Below are 17749 nucleotides of genomic sequence, written 5' to 3'. Positions count from 1 at the left end.
CGTTTCCGTATGGCAGAGAAGTTTGCATGAGCTCCGATCCAGTCTCGCGTTCCCAGGCCCACCCCTTGATAGATCGCGCCCAGGTGGGTGCCCGTCTTCGTGTCATACGCAAGAACCAGAAGCTCACGCTCAAGCAATTGTCCGAGCGTTCAGGCGTGGCGTTGTCGACCCTGTCGAAGATGGAGCTGGCGCAGGTATCGGTGAGTTACGAGAAGCTGGCGGCGGCAGCGCGGGCATTGGGTGTGGACATCGCCCAGCTGTTCAGCCCGGCCAAGGTGAGCGTGGGGGCGGTACAGCCCACGGTGGTGAGCACGGCCATCGATACGGCGGCGGGTTACAGCACGGGTAACTACGAGTACCACCCGATGGCGGGGGATTTTCCCGGGCGCAACATGACGCCGATGTATGCCCGCATCTGCGCGCGTGAGATGAGCCAGTTCGAAGACTACATTCGCCACCCCGGGCAGGAGTTTGCCGTGGTGCTTTCGGGCCGCGTGCGCATTCAGTTCGAAACGGGTGAATCCGTCAGCGTTGGTTGCCGGGAGACGGTGTATTTCAACAGCGCGATCGGGCACATCTACCTGGCTGAGGGCGATGCGGGGAGTGACGCCGAGGTGATGGTGGTGATGACGGAGGTCTGACCTTGTGCTCGGCAGATTCCGAAAGCCATGGGGTGAGTGCCCCATGGCTGGCCGTTCAGGGGGTCAGCGCGACGCCCAGGCGTTGAAGCGTTGCTCCAGTTGTTCGCCATGGTCGGCCCAGAACAAGGGGTCTACCGGCACCTGCTGGGAAAGGTTCGCTGGCGCGGTGGGCAGTTCGGCGATGCGGTCCTTGTCGAGCAGTTGCATGGCCTGCAGGTTGGCGGCGCCGTAGTCGATATGTTCGGCGAAGCTTTTCTGTTGCGCGGGGTCGAGTGTGAAGGCAATGAACTCGCGGGTTTTCTCCTGGCGTGAAGCGCCCCGCGGGATAGCCCAGGAATCGAACTCGTAGAGGCCGCCGGACCAGACGATGTCCAGGTCGTACTTTTTCTTCTGCTTGGCCGAGAGGCGGCCGTTGTACACCGAGCTCATCACCACATCCCCCGCGGCGAGATACTGAGGTGGCTGGGCACCGGCTTCCCACCACTGGATATGCGGCTTGATCTCATCCAGCTTGGCGAAGGCGCGGTCCTGGCCTGCCTTGGTGGCCAGCAGCGTGTAGACGTCAGCGTGCGCTACCCCGTCGGCGATCAGGGCGAACTCCAGAGTCGACTTGGCCAGCTTGCGCAAGCCGCGCTTGCCCGGGAATTTCTCCACATCCCAGAAATCCTTCCAGCCGGTGGGGGCTTGCTTCAGCTTGCTGGTGTTGTAGGCCAGCACCGTCGAGTACACCAGGAACCCTATGCCGCAGGGCTGGATGGCGCCGGGAACGAAATGCTTGGTATCGAGGCCGATCTGAGCTGGGTCCAGCGTCTCGAACATGCCCTCTTCACAGCCCCGGGCAAGCTCGGCGGACTCCACCTCCACGGCATCCCAGGACACGCTGCGGGTATCGACCATGGCCTTGACCTTGGCCATTTCGCCGTTGTACTCGCCGGAAATGATCTTGCTGCCCCGGGCTTGTTGCCAGGGCTTGTAGAAGGCCTTTACCTGGGCCTCCTTGTTGGCGCCACCGAAGGAGACGATGGTGAGGTCGGCCGCGAGGCCGTGACTGGCAGTGACTATCCCCGTTGCGAGTGCTGCGAATTTCAGAGCTTTGATCATTATTGTTATCTCCTACTGTTCAAGGGTGATTGCACATCACTCGAGACACCGGGATCAATCGGTCCTCCCAGACGAGAGACATCCGGTTCTCGTTCCATGCGCTGCAGGGCAAACCGCACAGCCAACAGCAAGGCTCGCCACGCAGCGCAGTGTTCTCCTAAGGTGGTTTTGTGGTGCCCTAAGGTTTCATGGGGGTAAGGAGGGTAACAGCTGACTTTTTCGATTCTTGGATTGGGGTTTACTAAACAATGAATGGATGAGGGGGGTCAGAGAAGAAGTCCGAGAACGTCTTTCTGAGTTTGGTGGGCCGGGGTAATTTGAATTAGGTTGTTAGCATATTGATTAGTGGTGGGAATTCTGATTTGTATTTTGAGCTGGAATATCGATTGGAATACTGCGAAAGGTATTCTTGGCCTATCGATGGCCAGATCGGTCGCCAGCTGTCGGGCGACCCCTGTTCCAAGCACAGCCAATGAGCTGAGGCACTGAACGTGCCGAGCGGGTTGAGGCAGTCTCGCAGTTTATCTCGGTTGACGCTGCGAAGAGCTAAGTTTTAGTACTTCATCAACCACGGCTGCAGGTCCTGGAGGTTGCTCACCACCAATTGCTGGGCCTCAGGCAGTATTGCCATGTTGCGGTGGTCGATCTGATACCGCTGCAGCACATACTTCACCAGTGCCCGACGGCTGGAGACCACCAGCTGTCCCTGCGTCATGCCGAAGTCGGTTTCTATAATTGCCTTCTGCGCCGCGTTCAACCGCCAATCAGGCTCAAAGATGATTGGCACCTCTATATTCCAGTCTTCGTCCTCCTCGCGGGTGTTTGGCGACGCGTCGAGCAAGTCTGGCTGCCCGCGCAGGCGGCTTAGGACAAAGTCCCGGTACTGACCGTTCTTTTCGCAGTAGGCCCGCACGTGCCAGCGCATTCCGGTGTAGACCAGCGTGTGCGGCGCGATCAGGCGCACCTCGACGTTGGGGGTGTTGAAGGAGACGTATTCGGTTTCCAGGCGCAGGCCTTCACGGCAGGCCTTGAGCAGCGGACGTAGTACCTCGGGCCGAATGGGCCGATCAGGCACTTCCAGCACCTTGGTGTGCGCATAAGCCAGTGCCAGACCGTCGATGTGCGGGGCGCGTTCATTGTTCTGGTAAAGCAAGTGCAAATAGGCGCTGGCGCTGTTGTCGATGAACAGCGGCTCGAACTGCTCGCTTGGTACATAGCCCTTGATCTGCTTGTCATACGTCAAGTTTTCAGGCGCATGGTCGGTTATGTAGGTATTGATGTCCTTCGACGCCTGCTGACGGCTAATGCCAAAGCTCTGCATCAGGTGGCCCGTGGTTAGCCGGCCCTCCCACCAGGCAACAGTTTCAATCAGGCGATAGCGAAGTGCCAGGTCCCAGCGTACCTGCTCGATGGATTGCTTGCGTTTCATACCCTCTCCATGTGCGCGATTACTTTACCTGTATAAGTCTACATTCTAGACGTGTAGCTTTGCATTACATATCTTCGCTTTGTCTTCGGAATACATCGTGGGCAGCAAAGGACATGAGCATGACTATGCCGGAAATGGTTGCGACAGGGGCCTTGGTGGCGATGGGGATCATCCTCTTGGTGCTGATTCAGCAGGCTTTGAAGATCGGCGAGCTTGGGAAAAAGGTCGAACACTGCCAGAGGGACCTGCGCTGGCTACAGATTTGGGAAATGGAAAACCGCGAGCTGCGGTCGGCGTTGCGCGCAGAGCGGGAGCATGTTGCGCAGCTGCAGCGCAAGCTGGTGATTTTGCAGGATCTGGCTACTGGAGAAGGGTGTTAAGGGACGATATGGACAGAATTGAACGGATCAGCGGCCGCCTGCTGGGGGGGCTGTTGGAGATGCGCTGGGCTCTCCCGTGGAGTTGCTTGAGTGGCCTGTGATCGAGGCCAGGTTCGGGCCGCAGGGCACCATTGATTTTGCCCCGGCGTTTGGCATCACCGGTGCGATCAGCGACGCTATTCAGATGATGCTATTTACCGCAGAAGGCTTGCTGCGGGCTTATGTGCTAGGGAGTTCGCGGCAGGCATGTGATGTGCCCAGCATTATTCATCATGCGCTGCTACGTTGGCTGACGACCCAGGATTACCCTTCGGTGATACCGGTCGCCACAGATTGCTGGCTGATCAGGCAAATGTAGCACTGGTCGCGTCGTGCGCCAGACGTAACCTGCATGAATGCGCTCAAGGTCAGTGGACGGTTGGGTATGGTTGCCGAAAACAACAGCAAGGGCTGCGGTGCCTTGGTACGTGTTGCACCCTGTGCATTCTTCGCCCATGCATTTGACTACGCCTCGCAGTCCGGGCGCCTGACGCACGGGCACCCGACAGGTTACCTGGCGGCTGGGCTGTTCGCCGACATTCTGCAGTGTGTTGTCGGTCGACAAGATAGCTTGGAGCACGCTGTGACGCAGAGTTTGGCCAGGTATGGGCAAGTACCTGGTATCGAGGAAACGCGCAGCCTTGTCGAGCGCGTGATGTTCTTCTTTTACGAGGGGTACACACCTAGCCCTCAACGGATGGACGATTTTGCCGGTGGTTGGAGCGCTGAACAGGTACTGGCGATTGGGCTGTGGTGTGCGTTGACTGCGCGTTCGTTTGAAGAGGGGGTGATTGCGGCGGTTAATCACAGTGGCGACAGCAGCAGTACAGGGCTGGTCGTCGGGCACTTACTGGGGGCGCATTATGGTGTTGCCGCTATTCCTGAACGGTGGCTTGAGCGCCTGGAACTGCGGCAGGTGATTGCGCAGGTCGCTGAAGATATCGAGCGTGTTCCGCGGGAGTATTGCGGGGTTGGCGGTGAGTTTGATGAGCAGATTGAACTGGCTTATCCCGCGAGTTGAACCCATTGAAGACAGTAAATTTGCGTAGCGACCAAGGAGATTGAAAATGCCGGTAAAACCCAGACCCTTCACTTTTGAATGTGAAGGTTGTGGTTGGACGAAAATAGTGGCGCCGCGCAGTGATGCGTTGGCGCCGGGGGAATGGATTGATCAGTGTCCTAAGTGTGGGGGCAAGGCGTTGAAGGTGCGTACTGCCGGGTGGCTTGCCTGGGCGGTGGCGGAGTTGCTGGCGCGGCGGCGGTTTTAGGGTACAGGCGGACAAGTCGATCAATCAGGAGCATTCAGCCATGAAGAATATCTTTGCCGTTGTCGGTTTTATCGTGATCGCTACCAAGGGTTATGAGCTGTACCGCGAATACAGCGAGATGAAGCGTGAGAAAGCGGCGCGGGAGGCGGCTGCCGGTTCGGTTTGACGCGCGCCGAGTTGTGGCATTGACGACCTGTCCGAGGGCCGGCGCGCCTAGTTGCGGTGGTCGCCACTGTCGAGACTTCGGCACTGAGGCACACCGACTGGGTGCGGCCTGATTTCGAGTCCATCGCGATGAAGCGGGATTTCTTCGGCGAATACTGGCCGCAGCTTGAGCTGATTGGTACGTTCCATTCGCACCCCTACGAAGATCTGAGTGAGGTCAGTGACACCAAGGGGTGGCGCGCTTCGGAGGCGGACATGGCGTTTTGGCCGGCCTTTCACGAGTTCGTTTGCCCGGATATGGATGAATTGGCGCATCTGGTGATTGCAATCACTGGGTGGGCACGTAAGGGTACTGCCGAACCAGATCGTCTGGCGGGCACTGAATACACCTCGGGTTATGTTGTCAGCGCGGACAAGCGCAAGCTGTGGATCAAGGGTTACACATCCGCGCTGCACGAAGAGATCGACGAAGACGCGCCATTTGATGAGGCATTCATGGCGGGAGAAATCGAGTTGGAGCGTTCCTACGATGTCTATGAGGATGAAGATGTACTGTTGGAAATACCGTCGCTGGAGGCGCGCTTCCGGCATCATCTACTGCGCAAGTGAACGTAAGCTGTTCATGCTGAGAAAACACCTGCGGCTGGCTGGCGAGCGAGCCTCGTCTGATCCAGCCGAGTTGGGGCTCATTTTCGACTGTGCTGGCTAGTGAGCCTATGCAGCCTCGAGCATTGCCATACGGCCGTAGGGCAACGTGAGCAGTAGCTGATTCTCTTGCGATCGAATCAGGTGGCGAGCCTTGTCTTCGATGCGCTGCAGGACCACGGTTTTGTCACCCATGTTACCCCGTACCAGTTCACGATGTTGGGCATTGAGGAATGCCTTGTATTGTTGCATTGCGCCCTGATAACGCTCTGCGCCATCTTCCAGTATTAGTTGGGCGAGCATCGGTTTGCCTACCCGGGCCGCCAGCAAATATTCCGTATGGATGCCGAGCGGCATGATCTCCAGCATCATGTGCGCGAAGTTCACTACCAGCTCGTAGTGCTTGCTGCTCAAATCGTTGCTGTTCTGCGCCAACGCCAGAATGTTGTCGATGAACGACATTGCATGATTGCGCTTCGCTGCGGCTGATGCCAGCAAGGGGAGGGCTATCTCCTTGATTTCGCTAGCCAGGCTGCGGTCCTTTAACAAGGTGCGGGCTACTTCGATACTACCGATGTAGTCGGTGACCTTGTCCATGTAATAGAGGATGTTTTGGGTATGCAACTCTTTGGCGATTTCGTCGACGGTGTTCTGGATCCTGTCGAGTTTTGCCGCCAGGTATTTGGTCTGGATAATCAGCGCACCGAGAATCACGCAGGTGGACGCGGCGGTCGCCATCACGGTGGTCATCTGCGCGGCCTTGAGTGCTTCTTCGGCGGACTTGAACACGGTCTCCTTGAACGGTAGATGCTGGATGACCCCCGTCTTACCACTGCCCGCCGCGTAATAAGCCACGCCGTCATGAATGACTGCCTTGCCTGCTGCCAGCGCATCGATAAGGGCTTTCGAAAAAGCCTCCTCGTCGAGCACCCAGATTTTTTCCAGAAGTTCTGCTGCTGCCTGCATTAGAAGTGATCCTCTTTTTCATACTGTCGCCGCATGAACGCGATTTGAATGACAGCTGGGATAGTGACCCGGTACGCCGTACCGCTGAGTAGAGGAACGGTGACGGCGATCGCTGCCAAGGGCCCGGCTATGGCCGCTACCGCGCGCCCACCTACCAGAGCCGCAGCGCCACCCAGGGTTACCCCGACTGCATTACTGAATGAAGCAGTGGCGCCCCTGGCAAGCCAGGATGACCACTGCAATGAGCCCAGGCCACCTGCACGAATTGCATTGAGGATCGCGACCAGAGGCACCGCCCCGAGCGAGCCGTTCAGGTTCATTTCTTCGACTGTGCTACGCCGCTGGTCTGGCGACATTTGTTCCCAGCTCTTTGTCACCAACTTCTCGATAAGCTGGTTTTCGATAGCGTAGGCGCTGGCTTTGCTGTCGTATTTCACATCGGTATTGTCGCAGACGTCGCAGAGCATTTCCTTGTAAAGCACACCCTGACGGCGGAACAGGTTAACGATTGAGTCACCAGCGAAATGTTGTAGCTCACCAGCAACCAGTTGCCAGCAGCGCCGCCATTGATCTGGCTGGCCCTGCAGCTGCTTGAATTGTGGATCATCAGCGATTTCGCTTGCCCTGCGCTTTTCTCCGTCCTTGTCGAACATGAGATAGGCCGCCAGGTTGCGGATATCGTCTTCCCGGCAATATTGCAGAAAGGCCAGATCATCATCCGCGCGGTAGCTAATACCCATTCTGAAGTCCCTATGGTTGTGTGTAGTGGTTGTCTGTAGACGCCGGGATTGTTCGGGTAGCCTCGCTAGCTCCGAGAGATTGCAATTGTCTGCATCCGGCTTCATTCATTCTGACGAACGTTTCCCAACTCATTGCCTGGCGATAATGCAATTCGTACTGCCGATCGACGCGGCAGGCGTCTGGCCGCTGGTCATAGATGCGGCAACCGGCGTCGTTTTCATCCAGGTGCCGGCAGACACCGTCGCCGCGGTCCATCGCGGCGGTATCAGCAAGCAGATGCACGCGTCGACAGCATTCCATGCAGCGGCTGCAGGCAAAGGGCAGGCGAGTGTCAGGCATACTCACCCATTGCGGCCTGGCACTGGACAAGGCGTTCGCGGTCCTCGCTGAGGCGACGCTGGTCCTGGCCGAGGCTGCCACGCAGGCTCTGCAGTTTGTCCTTGATCTCGGCGAAGTTGGTCTTCAGGTGGGTATCGACCATGGTATTCAGCGACCGCGAGAATTCCCAGGCAGTCTCATCGGCGAATGCCTGGATCGCCTGGTCGCGACGCTCGCGCTCCTGGGCCTCGCGTTTGGCCTGTTGCTCCAGGCGCTGCTGGTCAGGGTCGTCAGCGAAGGCGGAGTACAGCGTGCTGCCTACTTGGAAAGCAATACCTATGACCGGGATGACCTTGCCGACGATCTGCTCGGCAACCTTGCCCATGGTGACCGGGCCGATGCCTTTGAACAGTGTCGGCAGCCACTGCTTGCCAACTTTCAGCACGCTGACGACATGCTCGGCCTTGAGCATGCTGCTGGCCTGGCGGACGCCGGATTCGAGCAGGCTCAGGTCGATGCCTTGCGATGCGAGCGCCTGGTCGGCGGGAGCTTCAGGCGTATCGAAGTCAGGTGCAGCCTGGGAATTGTAGGCCTGTGGCTGTACCTGCACCTCTCGAATGACTTCGTCGAGCATCTCGGAAGCGTCTAGGCCCAGGCGAGTGAGTGCGTCTTCAAGCTCGTTGCAGATCTGTTCGTTGGCCTGCCCGATAAGCTGCTCGATCTTGCCCTGAGCGCAATCGATGTTCTGGTTCAGTGCAGTGATCGTGCTCTTGCCAACGTAGGCGGCCTTGGCTTCGATCAACGATTTCAAACCGTGGCGAATATCGATCTCGCGACGCGCGATTTCGCCATAGAAAGCGTCCAGGCGTTTGATCGAGGCTTGGTCCTGGTGTTTGTCCAGCTCGGCAACCGTCGCATCGAGGAAGCTGCGCAGTTCGGTGGCGACACGTGCGACGATGGCCTTCTGCTCTACGGATGCAAAGAACCCGGCCAGATCGCTTTCGAACTTCGGAAAGCCCGAGCTGTTCAGCAGGTTCTGCTTGTTCTCCAGTTTCGCCTTGAGCGCGGAGCGGGCGTTGACCTCGACGATCGGGATATGCCCAAGCACTTTCTGGTTACCGGCCTTCTGCTGAATGCGTTCGCTGAGTTCGTCTTTGATGTGGGCCAGGTCGATCGGGTCGAAACGGCTCTTGCAGTTGAGTACCAGGAAGATCATCTTGCCGGCAAGTACCAGCTCAAGCAGCACATCGAGGGTTTTCTCTTCCTCGACCACGCCCAGCGGGTTGACCACGAAGATCACCACATCCGACTGCACCAGCTGCTCTCGGGTGATGGCCTCATGCTCGAGCGGCGCGTCGATGCCGGGCGTATCGAGCACTTCGAAATCGCCCCAGCGATAGCCTTGCACACGGGCGGTTTCCGGCACATCGGCTACCGCGGCCAACTCTTGGCCCAGCAGGGCGTTGATCAGTGTGCTTTTACCGGCGTTATAGACGCCATACACCATGATGCTCGCGCCGGCCTGGGCCTTCTTCGCGCGGCTCAGTTCGCGAATGCTGGCGACAGCCTGCGGGTTGTAGGTTTCACACAGTCCATCCACTTCCTCGTAGAGGGCCAGCAGTTGGGTCATCGGGCCTGGTTGGGTCATTGTGCAGTGCTCGTTTCGAGGGTAATGAGTGCCTGACGCAGGCGCTCCATTTCGATGGTCAGGGTTTGGCAGTACTCGAGCATTGAGTCCCTCAGCGGCTCGTAGATGCCCCGTACCTGCTCGGTCAGATAGTCTGGTAGGGCATTGGCGTACTGCTCGATGGCCATCTGACGTTGTTCTTCCAGGTTATCGCCGACGACCACGTTGTGTTTGGCGCGGATGGCCTCGGCGCCGCGGCCGATCATACTCGCGGCACTCCCCAGCGAGGCCCCCGCAGCTGCGCCCGCGGGGCCGCCAACGAAGAAGCCAATGACGCCACCGAGGACCGCCCCGCCAGCGCCCCAGGCAGTTTTGGTGCTGCTGCGGGTGCCGCTGGTGTATTCCTTCTCGATCGTAACTTCCCGGTAAGCAGGGATGGCGCCGAGACGGCTGGTGTCGAACGCACGCTGCAGCGTATTTTGCTGGCTTTCACCGATGCCTTTTATGGCCTCGCCAGTCAGCTTGCCTAGCACCGTGGCCAGGCGCTCGCGCAGCTGTAGCTGCGCGTCGTCGGTGCGGGGCCCGTTGAACAGCTGGTTGACGAAACTGCGCATTTCGGTGACGCCCTTCTGGCTCAGAGTTCGCAGCTCGCGCACTACCGCCTGATCCTGCTTTTGGATCTGCTGGTCGAACGTCTCGGTCAGCTCCTTGATTAGGCTCAGGTCGTCGCAGGTATCAGCTATAGCCTTGCGCAGGTTGTTCAGAGGGGTAGTCAGCTTGAGATCGACACCGGGGCCTTGCGCCAATGCCTTGAGAGTTTGGTACAGGGTACCCAGGCCACTTTCTTGCAGGTTCGAGGGGTGGCGCTCGGCAAAACGGGTCGAGATAGGCAGGATGGTGACATGGTTGGCAGCGTCATGTTGCATCTCCACCAAGTTGCCGGTGACCTCCAGGATTTGCCGCTGCTGGGTTTCCTTTGACTTCATCAATACTTCGGTGACGAGTTGCCCATCGTCGTCCTCGTCTTCATCGGTGATGTCGCTGCCGGTCAGTAGAATCATCAACGTGCGCTTACCATCGAGCAGGCTGCTGACCTCGCTCATGTCGGATTGGCGGCCCGGAGCTTGCGAGTTCATGGTGTAGAGAATCAGGTCCGCCTGGTCGACATACTTGCGCGCCAAGTCGCCATTGGCCGAATTGGTCGAATGCAACCCTGGAGAGTCGACCCAGGTGAACCCGGGCAGCTTGAAGCCTTGAATCGAACTGGTGGCCTCGGTGGCGCCGACCCTGAATTGCTTGGAACTGTACGCCTCGCCTTCTTTGTCGCCGCTGGCGACGTCGGTTCGGTCATGGGAGAAATACGTGGGTTTCAGAGTGGCGTGGTCTTTGAGTTGCGCGGTTGGCTCACTGTGCCCCCAGGCCACGTAGTTGCCTAGTGAGCTCTTGCCCGACTTGACCTTGCCGTACACGAACACCAATAGGGAATCGTTGTAGTTTTCACGAAACTCCGCGCCTCTCGCACGTATCTCGGCGCGTTCTTCCCAAACACTGAACTGATCCCTCAGGCGTCGCGCCATCTGGGACGCGCCTTCCTTGAGCGGGTTTTTGTCGCTGACCGCGCTAGCCATGGTTTCGGTTTGCTGTCGCAACAGCGTGACAAAGCCCGTGCGCAGCGTATCGAAGCGTTGTTGGGCCTGCGCTAAGTTTTGCTTCTTACTGGAAAACTGACCCTGCAGTTGTTGAAATACCTGCATCAACTCATCGCGAGTAACAGTGCTCATGGATCAATTACGCCTGAAGGAGAAGTTGACGTTTCAGCTGCTGCAGCCGCTCGATACGTGCCAGGGTCGCTTGCGCCTGGGCGAGCGCTGCCTGGTCGGAGGCAGATGCCTCGGCAGGCGCGGTCACGGACTCGAGCAGATTCACGCCTTGCATGAAATGAACGATGTGGCCGCCTTCGATGGCGGGCGATGCCTGAAGAATGGCTTTGACCGTTTTGCCGTAACTCGATGTCGACGATGCGGTGCTACGGATGCGTTGTTCGAGCTGATCCCCTGGCACCCCTTCGAGCGTCAAACGGGTCATCTTGTTGACACTTTCAGTGACCGGATTGTGTTTGTCTGACGAGGCGGCCAGCGTAGATGCCGCTCCCCTGAGCTGGGCCTTGAGTTGTTCCCGTCGGTCGCCTGCAAGTGACTGCACTCGGGCTTTCAGGTTTTCGCGTTCTCGCTGGCGCTTGGCTTCCTGCTCCTGCTGACGTCGTTCGCTATCGTCGTGGTGCGTGGTGCTGCTCGAAGATGACGGACTGTCGTCACTGACCGCTTTGGCAATGGCGGCGGCTGCAGCGACTGCCGCAACGCCGATCAACCAGGGTAGAGGCATTGCAAGTCTCCTTACTTGAGGCTGTCGAGTTTGGTGCGTGCTTTTTGCATTTCGGACGTATGAGCTTTGAAGGCGCGCCGAGCGCCGTCGATGTGCTCTACGAAGGCTTTGGCCTTGACCACATACGGCTCGGTGATCTGCTCGATCAGCTTGAGGTCCCGTTCGATCTCAGCGTCGATCCGCTCGCCCAGCTCCAAAGCACGCCGTGCCAGGCGCTTATGCCGGGCCTCTGTCAGAGACTGTGTGAGGCTTTTCGAAAGTGTTTGCAGATGCTGCGCCAACTGTGGAATGCCGCTTTTCTCGCAGAGCCCTTGCTTGTTCTTCTCTACACCGCTTTTGAAGCGCGTGTTGGAGATGACGAAGCATTCAGGCGCCGTACCCAGATGAATCAAGGCCTGGCGTTGGATGGTGTCGTTGACTGCGGCGAGGTCGGCGTCCTGCAGCTTGTCCAGCTGGCTGATCACTAGCACCACCCGCTCGCCAACATCCTGGCCAAAAGCGCTGCGTAGCTGGTCGAGTAGGGCCACTTCTTCCTGGTCCAGTTCACCAGGCGGGGCATGAACAAACAGCACAACATCAGCAGCATCGAGGCCCTGGTTCGCTTGTTGAGTGTCATTCTGGTCATAGCCCAGACCTGGGGTGTCCACCAGTACGTAGTTATCGAGTTCCAGCACTTGGTTGGTACGGGTGGTACGCACATCGCCGGTTTGGAAATGCTCGTCGCTGGCATGGCCGCTGAGCATATTGAGCAAGGAGCTTTTCCCTGCCTTGACCAGGCCCCAGGCCGCAATGCGGGGCTTGGTCGGGGAGGCATTGTCGCGCTGGCTAACAAACAGCTGGTACTCCGCCTCCAGCGCCTCAAGTCGTTTGGTTCGGTCCATCAGTCAGCGTCTCCTGTCGCGTCACTGTTGTTTGCAGTGCATCAGCCCACTGCCAGGCTCAGGGTGCTGAGTATGATGTCATACGGCTATTAAATATGCATTTTGACTTTATTGCCGAGTGCGATCAGTAGACATTGGCAGGCCTTGAGATGTTAAGCCTTGGGCAAGCTCACAATGGGTTCGGGCTATCCAGCATCATCGGATTAATGACCAGGATCCGCTTGCCTAGTAGGTTGGCGCTGTCACCCAGTTGTTCTGGCATGACGCTGCTGTACCAGGTGGCGACCCCATGACACCGGGTTCGAGGAGGGATGGTAGAGTTTTAACATGTCATGGTGGCATTATGCCCTCTCAATCATGCGGTTTTTGCAGGGGAAGGCTGTGGTTGCACTGTGAGCTCATCTCCAACGTTTGCAATCGTGGCAAACCAGCTCGTTACACCCACCCAAAGTCCCGCTCAAGGAATGAAGGCAATGATCAAGAAATCGGTGACGGAGCTCGCGTTCGTCAACAGTAAATCGCCCTTACCCACAGTCGAGGTCGATTCGTAGTCCATCGAGGACGCAGGTTTCAGCATCTACCGCACGGTTATGCAGGTACTCACCCAATTGGCTGAGCAGGACGCCTCACTGCGGGCGACTCTCTATATGTACGGTACTGTCAGCGTCAATTTCCGCGAGCCGTGCTGGTCTGAGTTTTTGCTGGTCGCAGGCCCAGAGAAAGTGCTGCGTGCCTTGGGGGCTGGCTTTGAACATCTGCCGGCCGTGAAGTCGCGATTCAGTGATTACGTTCCGTCTTCCGCAGCCCTGCGCACCTTCCATGTCCAGGATGGCTTAGTGTGGGAACAAGAGGATGCCAGCACATGGTACTCCTATGCCCAGGCGCTGGCTGACCTGACCGCTGAAGTCGACGAGGCTGAAGAGGCCGACGACGATGGCGAGCTGATCGAGGAGGAGGAAGCGGAAGAGGCCTGGGATACCGAGGACCTGGAGGCTTCGGATGACCAGGAAGAAGACTCGACGGTCGTTATCGGAAACCGGAAGGCGGCTCGCTATCGGGCCGCGCGCTCGGATGCGAAAGTGAGCACAATCCGGGCAAGGATCGAAGAAGTATTCGGGTTGCCGGAAGGTTCTGTCGCACTCTGTGGCCCAGACGGCCGCGCCTTGCGAGGAAACGCGCTGGTCAGGACGCTGCGTAACCGTTGGGACGAAAATTGATCCGGGAAATTCTACCCGTCAAGCCGAGTTCGCTTGTACGGGTCAGTACTCTGTTTTTCGCAGAATTACTCAATGCAAGCGATTGCCGTTGGCATTGGACAGCTATCAGCGTGGTTTCGTCTGGGGGCCAGACAAGCTGACGCAACTGGTCAATGACCTAGCAACATATGCAGCACAGGCGGATACCACCCTGCCTTACTACATGGGTGGTGTACTACTGCATCGCGACGCAAGCCAGTCGAAGCGGTTCATCATCGATGGTCAGCAGCGCATCACCGCGCTTTCGCTGCTGTACCACCGCTCTACTGGCAAGCTGCCAGTGGGGCAGGCACTCAGCTATTCGGGACAATTCGCGCGACATATTGCTGAAGGGTTGCAGGCATTGAAGCAAATGGAGGCGATTGCGCCGCAGATCATCCAAAGGCTGCGACTGACAGTGATCGAAGTGGACAGCACTGACCTCGCTTTCACCTTCTTCGACACCCAGAACAACCGCGGGGTGCGCTTGGAGGCCACTGACCTGCTCAAGGCCTATCACTGCGTGCGATCGACTATGCGCAAGGGAAGACCGAACTCAAGGCAGCACTTCAGCGACACTGTGCAGAGCGTTGGGAGAGCTTGCAACGCCACCCTGCGGTGCTAAGCCCAGGTCAGGACTTCGCCCCTAACTTATTCAATCGTTTTCTCTGGCGTGCACGGCGTTGGTGCGGATCGCACACGCCGGCGGGGAAGCACGAACCGCTCCTGGCAGAGTTCCAGCGCGACACTTGGCCCCATGCCGCCGACAGCCGTAGCCGTATTGACAGCGTGCCGCTCTATGCGACCCGGCACAATCGGCTAGTGTCCTGCATGACGCTGGCGGGAGATGTTGATTATGTGCTGCAGGGTAGCCAGCTGCGAGTCGGGCAAAATCCTGCAAGCCTGCCTATGGAGACGGGAATAAATACTCATGGCGACCTTCCTGGCAAGTCTTCAAGTACGTTTCGAGCCACAGCGATTTACCCGGGTGCTCTGGCATGAGCAGCATCGTGAACATGACGCATGGGGCAACTTTCGCTTCACGGCCAAGAACTCGGTGGAACATATTTCGCCGCAGAATCCACAGGCGACCGGTACCAATAAGGTCACCAGCGCCTGGCTGAACCGCTTTGGCAATTTGGCGCTGGTCTCGCGCAGCATCAACTCCGAGTACAGTAATCTGCCATACAACGAAAAGCGCCAGCGATTCCTCAACAAGCGAGTTCTTGAGAAGCGGCCAGACTCTTTGAAAATGGACTTGATATATTCGAATAGCGAATGGGGTGATGCGAAGGCAGAAGCGCATCAAACTGCAATTCGGTAGGCAATGCGACGCCATTACCAAAGGGATTTCTGCAAAGACTAGCGGGTAGCGAAGGCTTGGGATTTCAGCGAATCCCATGCCTTCATTCAGCCGCCTGCTTGTTAAAGCATGGAGCGCCCTCGACAAGCTTTTTCGGTCTCCCAAGTCAGGGGGCCATTAGTGGTTCCCGGCTTTACGACGGTTACCGCTCAGGCTAAGGTGATGGCATAAGGATATTATTCTCCGGCATTTTTTCCAAGGAAGGTTCGGGGGCGCATTGATGCGCCCATGCCACTCCGAGCTTGTAGTGCCCCAAAACGTGCTTGGCAAGGTGCTGTCGCTGTCCCCAGCGGGACAGGCGATTGGCGCATCCGTGTGGGTGATGCGGTCTTTGCTGAATATCAAAAAATGCTTAATTGAAGGCGGAAGGTATGGATTTTTCGACGTTGTTGCACCTATGGGGTGCAGCAAGCTCTGAGCAGCTGATCGCACCCAAAATGGTTGTTGGTCTCGTTTTCATTCTTTGCGCTTGGTACTTCGTCCGTTACTTCTGTAGGTCATTCAAGCTTAGCGCCCAGCTGAAACGTTTGACTGTTAGCTTGCAGAATGTGAAAACTCTCGATCCACCCCTCCGGCGTTCTGAGCTTGAACGTCTGTTCAGTGGCGGCAGATTGGAGCATTCCTGGCGCGAGTATGCTGAAACTCTGCACGATCAGTTCGAGCTCAAGGAGGGCGAACAGGTTCTTGTCCGATCGCGAGCCACTGCCGGTGCTGCACACTTCTTCTCACCGCAAAGTGTGGTTGATACCCCGCTGGGGACCGAGTTTTATAAGCACCTACCGGGTATCTTGACCGGTATCGGGATCGTCGGAACCTTCTTCGGCCTGATGTTAGGTCTTCAGCACTTTGACCCGAGCACGCCTGAACAGGTTAACGCCAGCGTTGATAAGCTGTTGAAAGACGTGCTGTTCGCTTTCATCGGCTCCTTCATTTCAATCATGGCCTCCATCGCCGTCACGCTCACTGAAAAGTGGCGCCTGGGGCAATGCTACAAACTGCTTGAGGCACTCAACGAAACAATCGACGGGCTTTTTGACAGCGGTGTTGGTGAGGAATACCTGGCTGAGCTGGTGCGCTCCAGTGCTGAAAGCTCGGTGCAAACCCGTCAGCTGAAGGACAGCCTGGTTACTGATCTGAGGGAAATGTTACAGAACCTTGTTGATACCCAGGTCCGTGAAAGCCTCAAATTGGCAGACACCTTGTCGACTACGTACCGTGACTCAGGGCAGCTGTTGGCCGACCAGGTGAGCGGCGCAATTGAAAATAGCCTCAAGTCGCCGCTTGAAGCCATCGCGGGTGCAGTGCAGGCCGCCAGTGGCGATCAGTCCGGGCAGGTACAGAACCTGCTTCAGGATGTTATGGTTGCCTTCATGAACAAGCTGGAAGGTACGTTTGGCCAGCAGTTCAATGGCCTGCACGAGTTGATGGGCCAGTCAGTTGCTGCCATGCAGTCGATGCAACAGGGCTTCTCGACGCTGCTCCAGGATATGCGTTCGGCTAGCGAGTCTTCGAATCAAAGCAGTTCGAGCATGATTGCCCAGCTACTGGCCGATATGCAGGCCGGACAAAACGCCATGCAAGCGGGGATGAACGAGATGCTCGCCAATCTTCAGGCTTCGGTTGCCCGTATCGGCAACGAAGGGGAGGGGGCAGGGGCTCGAATGGCCGAGCAACTGGAGAAGCTGTTTGCTCAAAGCGAGGCTCGCCAACAGGCGATGGCTGAGAATCTCCAGGCTTTTGTCGAGTCGATCAAGCAGAGCATCGGCCAAGGCCAACAGGAAACCATGGCCAAGATTGCGGGCTCCGTAGAGGTACTGGGTGAGCAGCTCTCGGCAGTCTTCAAGCAACTTGAACATGGCCAGCAGCAGATGGATCAATCCACCCGCGCCGCCCAGGCTGACCTGCATCAAGGTACCCGCGACCTGGTGGGCGGCCTCGATGAGCAGGTCAAGGCATTGCTGCAGACGGTTTCCGAGCAACAAAAATCAGCTCAGGACACTGTCAATGCATTGAGCGCCCAGACAGAGCAGCATCTGCACAGCATGCAGGTAGGTGCGGACAAGATGCGGGCGGCGGCTGAGCGATTTGAAGCTGCCGGACAAAGCGTTGCGCGAGCCAGTGAGTCGACGGCGGGGCTGATGGGTACAGTCCAGGGCGCAGGGTCCGAGCTTGCACAGGCGTCGCGTGAGTTGAATACCGTTGTCGCGGACTACCGGAACAATCGTGAAGCGCTCGCGAAAACCCTCGCTGTCATCGAAGGGGTAGTTGCCAGTGCTCAAGGGGAAGCCAGCGGTCGCAGTCAGTATCTCCAGGACTTGAAAGTTCAGAGCGAACGGATGCAGGCGCTCAACCGTGAAGTATATGAATACCTCGAAAACATCAGTGGTGTGCTGGGTAACGGCTTCAAGGAGTTCGGTGAAGGCATGGACCGGGCTTTGAGACAAACCCTGGGTAGCCTCGACACCGAGCTCGATAAAGCCGTTAAGAGCCTTGCTGGCGGTGTGGAAGGGGTTAAGGAAAGTCTCGAAGACTTCGGCGACATCATGGAACGCATCAGGCGGTAACGGA

General features: G+C 57.6%; 17 protein-coding genes and 1 pseudogene. 9 read left to right on the top strand and 9 right to left on the bottom strand.

Annotation, left to right across the window (positions count from 1 at the left end):
* Positions 1-26: 26 nt before the first annotated feature.
* On the top strand, positions 27-641 hold the full coding sequence (locus LOY33_RS22270; protein WP_258660136.1) for a helix-turn-helix domain-containing protein: 615 nt from the start codon (positions 27-29) through the stop codon (positions 639-641).
* Positions 642-704: 63 nt separating this feature from the next.
* Here the strand turns inward: LOY33_RS22270 and LOY33_RS22265 are convergent, their stop codons facing one another.
* A complete protein-coding gene (locus LOY33_RS22265) occupies positions 705-1742 on the bottom strand; it encodes an ABC transporter substrate-binding protein (protein ID WP_043863846.1) in 1038 nt (345 codons plus the stop codon).
* 553 nt (positions 1743-2295) lie between these two features.
* Positions 2296-3171, bottom strand: coding sequence for a WYL domain-containing protein (locus tag LOY33_RS22260; protein ID WP_258660135.1), 876 nt, complete (start codon positions 3169-3171; stop codon positions 2296-2298).
* A 119-nt stretch (positions 3172-3290) separates the two neighbouring features.
* Here LOY33_RS22260 and LOY33_RS22255 point away from each other — a divergent pair, with 119 nt between their 5' ends.
* From LOY33_RS22255 to LOY33_RS22240, 4 genes and pseudogenes are all read left to right on the top strand, one after another.
* Positions 3291-3551, top strand: coding sequence for a hypothetical protein (locus LOY33_RS22255; protein ID WP_258660132.1), 261 nt, complete (start codon positions 3291-3293; stop codon positions 3549-3551).
* A 76-nt stretch (positions 3552-3627) separates the two neighbouring features.
* Positions 3628-4611: pseudogene (locus LOY33_RS22250) on the top strand (ADP-ribosylglycohydrolase family protein).
* 287 nt (positions 4612-4898) lie between these two features.
* Positions 4899-5024 carry a hypothetical protein gene (locus LOY33_RS22245; RefSeq protein WP_256678437.1) on the top strand — a complete coding sequence of 42 codons (126 nt, stop codon included), beginning with the start codon at positions 4899-4901 and terminating at the stop codon, positions 5022-5024.
* 128 nt (positions 5025-5152) lie between these two features.
* Positions 5153-5632, top strand: a complete 480-nt coding sequence (locus LOY33_RS22240; protein ID WP_258660129.1) for a hypothetical protein — start codon at positions 5153-5155, stop codon at positions 5630-5632.
* 105 nt (positions 5633-5737) lie between these two features.
* Here the strand turns inward: LOY33_RS22240 and LOY33_RS22235 are convergent, their stop codons facing one another.
* The 7 genes from LOY33_RS22235 to LOY33_RS22210 are packed head-to-tail and all read right to left on the bottom strand — an operon-like array spanning position 5738 to position 12583.
* Positions 5738-6634: a hypothetical protein gene (locus LOY33_RS22235; protein WP_258660128.1), complete on the bottom strand. Its 897-nt coding sequence runs from the start codon at positions 6632-6634 to the stop codon at positions 5738-5740.
* Positions 6634-7374, bottom strand: coding sequence for a DUF3944 domain-containing protein (locus tag LOY33_RS22230; RefSeq protein WP_258660127.1), 741 nt, complete (start codon positions 7372-7374; stop codon positions 6634-6636). Before LOY33_RS22230 ends, LOY33_RS22235 begins: the two co-directional genes overlap by 1 nt.
* A 10-nt stretch (positions 7375-7384) precedes the next feature.
* The gene (locus LOY33_RS26150) at positions 7385-7714 is read right to left on the bottom strand and encodes a YkgJ family cysteine cluster protein (protein WP_339560065.1); all 330 of its coding nucleotides are present in this window, start codon (positions 7712-7714) and stop codon (positions 7385-7387) included.
* The gene (locus LOY33_RS22225; RefSeq protein ID WP_258660126.1) at positions 7707-9341 is read right to left on the bottom strand and encodes a dynamin family protein; all 1635 of its coding nucleotides are present in this window, start codon (positions 9339-9341) and stop codon (positions 7707-7709) included. The genes LOY33_RS26150 and LOY33_RS22225 overlap by 8 nt, the downstream gene beginning before the upstream one ends.
* A complete protein-coding gene (locus LOY33_RS22220) occupies positions 9338-11101 on the bottom strand; it encodes a dynamin family protein (protein WP_258660124.1) in 1764 nt (587 codons plus the stop codon). The genes LOY33_RS22225 and LOY33_RS22220 overlap by 4 nt, the downstream gene beginning before the upstream one ends.
* A gap of 7 nt (positions 11102-11108) precedes the next feature.
* Positions 11109-11702: a hypothetical protein gene (locus tag LOY33_RS22215; protein ID WP_258660121.1), complete on the bottom strand. Its 594-nt coding sequence runs from the start codon at positions 11700-11702 to the stop codon at positions 11109-11111.
* An 11-nt stretch (positions 11703-11713) separates the two neighbouring features.
* Entirely contained in the window at positions 11714-12583 is an 870-nt protein-coding gene (locus LOY33_RS22210) for a GTPase (protein ID WP_258660119.1), read from the bottom strand.
* A 590-nt stretch (positions 12584-13173) separates the two neighbouring features.
* Here LOY33_RS22210 and LOY33_RS22205 point away from each other — a divergent pair.
* The 4 genes from LOY33_RS22205 to zorA1 all read left to right on the top strand — a co-directional run bounded on the left by LOY33_RS22205 (position 13174) and on the right by zorA1 (position 17745).
* Positions 13174-13800 carry a hypothetical protein gene (locus tag LOY33_RS22205; RefSeq protein ID WP_258660118.1) on the top strand — a complete coding sequence of 209 codons (627 nt, stop codon included), beginning with the start codon at positions 13174-13176 and terminating at the stop codon, positions 13798-13800.
* A gap of 88 nt (positions 13801-13888) precedes the next feature.
* Complete coding sequence (locus tag LOY33_RS22200) at positions 13889-14443, top strand: DUF262 domain-containing protein (protein ID WP_258660115.1); 555 nt, start codon at positions 13889-13891, stop codon at positions 14441-14443.
* Positions 14444-14749: 306 nt separating this feature from the next.
* Entirely contained in the window at positions 14750-15142 is a 393-nt protein-coding gene (locus LOY33_RS22195) for an HNH endonuclease family protein (RefSeq protein ID WP_258660114.1), read from the top strand.
* A 410-nt stretch (positions 15143-15552) separates the two neighbouring features.
* Positions 15553-17745: a type I Zorya anti-phage system protein ZorA1 gene (gene zorA1, locus LOY33_RS22190; RefSeq protein ID WP_258660112.1), complete on the top strand. Its 2193-nt coding sequence runs from the start codon at positions 15553-15555 to the stop codon at positions 17743-17745.
* Positions 17746-17749: the final 4 nt, after the last annotated feature.

The organism is Pseudomonas sp. B21-036, from assembly GCF_024748925.1.
In the GTDB taxonomy this organism is placed as follows: Bacteria; Pseudomonadota; Gammaproteobacteria; order Pseudomonadales; family Pseudomonadaceae; genus Aquipseudomonas; species Aquipseudomonas palmensis.
This window is presented reverse-complemented; position numbering and strand designations above follow the sequence as displayed.